General features: G+C 69.9%; 4 protein-coding genes. All 4 read left to right on the top strand.

Annotated elements, in window-relative coordinates; all coding sequences use genetic code 11:
* The first annotated feature begins 137 nt into the window (after positions 1–137).
* The 4 genes from AOK18_RS05785 (at position 138) to AOK18_RS05775 (ending at position 2,537) form a co-directional block, all read left to right on the top strand.
* On the top strand, positions 138–878 hold the full coding sequence (locus AOK18_RS05785) for an LmeA family phospholipid-binding protein (protein WP_055693607.1): 741 nt from the start codon (positions 138–140) through the stop codon (positions 876–878).
* Positions 879–1,119: 241 nt separating this feature from the next.
* Entirely contained in the window at positions 1,120–1,227 is a 108-nt protein-coding gene (locus AOK18_RS35300; protein WP_350849312.1) for an Ms5788A family Cys-rich leader peptide, read from the top strand.
* A gap of 127 nt (positions 1,228–1,354) precedes the next feature.
* Positions 1,355–2,200: a sulfurtransferase gene (locus AOK18_RS05780; RefSeq protein WP_055571883.1), complete on the top strand. Its 846-nt coding sequence runs from the start codon at positions 1,355–1,357 to the stop codon at positions 2,198–2,200.
* A gap of 49 nt (positions 2,201–2,249) precedes the next feature.
* A complete protein-coding gene (locus AOK18_RS05775) occupies positions 2,250–2,537 on the top strand; it encodes a DUF1416 domain-containing protein (protein ID WP_055571882.1) in 288 nt (95 codons plus the stop codon).
* Positions 2,538–2,605: the final 68 nt, after the last annotated feature.

Below are 2,605 nucleotides of genomic sequence, written 5' to 3'. Positions count from 1 at the left end.
GGCGCGTTCCGGGGGCCTGTCACAGCTGATCAACAATCCCGGGGATCTCCTTGCCGTGCGGGTTACCCTCGCGCAGGACGGCCGGCCGGTCGTCGGGAACCGTCGTCCGAACGCACCCAGGTGGGGGAACCAACCGCATGCGCGCACTGCGAATACTGCTGATCATCGCCGTGGTCCTGGGCGGCGTCTTCGTGATCGTGGACCGCCTCGCGGTCAACTTCGCGGAGGGCGAGGTGGCCGACCGGCTCAAGTCGGCCGAGAACCTCACCACCACCCCCGACGTGTCCATCGACGGCTTCCCCTTCCTCACCCAGCTCGCCGGCGGCTCCCTCGACGAGGTGCGGATCGGGATCCCGGAGTACGAGGCCGGCACCGGCGACGGCAAGCAGAGCATCCTGATCCAGGACCTGCGCGCCGACATGAGGGGCGTCGAGTTCTCCGGCGACTTCGGCTCCGCCACCGCCGCCGACGCCACCGGTACCGCGAGCGTGACCTACGACGAGCTGCTCAAGGCCGCCGCGTCCGAGTCCACCCAGGTCGGCCCCGGCATCACCGCGGGCGTCGTCGGCCTCTCCGACGGCGGCAACGGGAAGATCGAGGTCGCGGTGGAGGCCACCGTGCTCGGCACCAAGCTGCCCGAGCCGGTCTCCGTGCTCAGCTCCGTGACCGTCGTGAACGGCGACACCGTGCGGGTCCACGCGGACGCGCTGCCCTCCTTCGGCGGCGTCGAGATGGCCGAGGCGCGGGTGCGGGAGATCACCGACTTCGAGCAGAAGATCGACGGCCTGCCCGGCGGGATCGAGCTCGACAAGGTCGAGGCGGGGAAGTCCGGCGTCGACATCACCGTGCGGGGTTCCGACGTCAGGCTCGCCGGGTAGGGAAGAGGACGGCAGGGCCACCCCGCCCCGAGAGGCGGTGGCCCCGGTGGTCCCGGGGACCCCAGCTGTCCGACAGGCGAGACGGAGGCGTCCGCAGGGCAGATGCGGGAGCGGACCCCGTCGGGCACGGGGTGGTCGGGGGCGGGCCCGCCCGTCTTCTCATCCCATATGACGGACCATCCTGTCTCAGCATGCGACACGGCGGTGACATGTCCGCCCTGTCCTCCCTACGATCGACGGCATGCAGTGTCAGACGAGCGTCCTCCGAGCGCGGGGACAGGCGGATCTCACGAAGCGGCGGGCAGTGGACCTCTGCCGCGTCGCCGCCATGCTCTGTCGACCTTTCTGAGCGGGCGCCCCGCCGCCCGCATCCCCGCTTCGCCCCGCCCAGGGGCACCCGTGCGCACGCTCCCGCAGGAGTGCCGCACCCGCATACCCGCACGCCTCGCCGCGACTGCCCCGGAGGAGACAAGAGCATGAGCCGCAACGACGTACTGGTCGACGCCGACTGGGTCCAGGACCACCTGGACGATCCGACCATCGTCATCGTCGAGGTGGACGAGGACACCACCGCGTACGAGAAGAACCACATCAAGAACGCCGTCCGGATCGACTGGACCAAGGACCTCCAGGACCCGGTCCGCCGTGACTTCGTCGACCAGGAGGGCTTCGAGAAGCTCCTGTCGGAGAAGGGCATCTCCAACGACCACACGGTCGTCCTCTACGGCGGCAACAACAACTGGTTCGCCGCGTACGCCTACTGGTACTTCAAGCTGTACGGCCACGAGAACGTCAAGCTCCTCGACGGCGGCCGCAAGAAGTGGGAGCTGGACGCCCGCGAGCTGGTCCCCGGCGACGAGGTGCCCCAGCGGGCGAAGACCGAGTACAAGGCCCGGCCGCAGGACCTGTCCATCCGCGCCTTCCGCGACGAGGTCGTGGACGCCATCGGCACGCAGAACATCGTCGACGTGCGGTCGCCCGACGAGTTCTCCGGCAAGCTGCTCGCGCCGGCGCACCTGCCGCAGGAGCAGTCGCAGCGCCCCGGCCACGTGCCGACCTCCCGCAACATCCCGTGGTCCAAGAACGCCAACGACGACGGCACCTTCAAGTCCGACGACGAGCTCAAGAAGCTCTACGAGGACGAGCAGATCGACCTCTCCAAGGACACCATCGCCCTGTGCCGCATCGGTGAGCGCTCCGCGCTGTCCTGGTTCGTGCTGCACGAGCTGCTGGGCGTGGAGAACGTCAAGAACTACGACGGCTCCTGGACCGAGTACGGCTCCCTCGTCGGCGTGCCGATCGAGCTCGGCCCCGCCAAGTAGGCCCCGCCCGCACCCCGACCAGACCACTAGACCAGTTCAGGAGTACGCCATGTGCGGTGCGAAGGCCGGTGGCCCGGACGCCTCGACGATCAAGCCCGGCGAGACCACCATCCAGGGTCACCTGACCCGTGACGGCGAGCCGGTGACGGGCTACGTCCGTCTGCTGGACTCGACCGGCGAGTTCACCGCGGAGGTCCCGACCTCCGCGACCGGGCAGTTCCGCTTCTACGCGGCGGAGGGCACCTGGACGGTCCGCGCCCTGGTGCCCGGCGCCACCGCCGACCGCACGGTCGTCGCCCGGCAGGGCGGTCTGGCCGAGGTCGCCATCGCGGTCTGAGGGCTCTTCGAGGGGCCGCGTCCCACGGACCGGACACCGGTACCGGGAACGCGGCCCCTCGAAGAGCC

The organism is Streptomyces prasinopilosus, from assembly GCF_001419695.1.
Lineage (GTDB): Bacteria > Actinomycetota > Actinomycetes > Streptomycetales > Streptomycetaceae > Streptomyces > Streptomyces prasinopilosus.
Note: the sequence above shows the minus strand (reverse complement) of the source record. Positions and strands in the feature narration are given on the sequence as shown.

Bases quoted from the DNA above. Each gene is read 5' to 3' on its own strand.
- AOK18_RS05785 (WP_055693607.1), top strand. From the start codon at position 138: ATGCGCGCACTGCGAATACTGCTGATCATCGCCGTGGTCCTGGGCGGC.
- AOK18_RS35300 (WP_350849312.1), top strand. From the start codon at position 1,120: ATGCAGTGTCAGACGAGCGTCCTCCGAGCGCGGGGACAGGCGGATCTC.
- AOK18_RS05780 (WP_055571883.1), top strand. From the start codon at position 1,355: ATGAGCCGCAACGACGTACTGGTCGACGCCGACTGGGTCCAGGACCAC.
- AOK18_RS05775 (WP_055571882.1), top strand. From the start codon at position 2,250: ATGTGCGGTGCGAAGGCCGGTGGCCCGGACGCCTCGACGATCAAGCCC.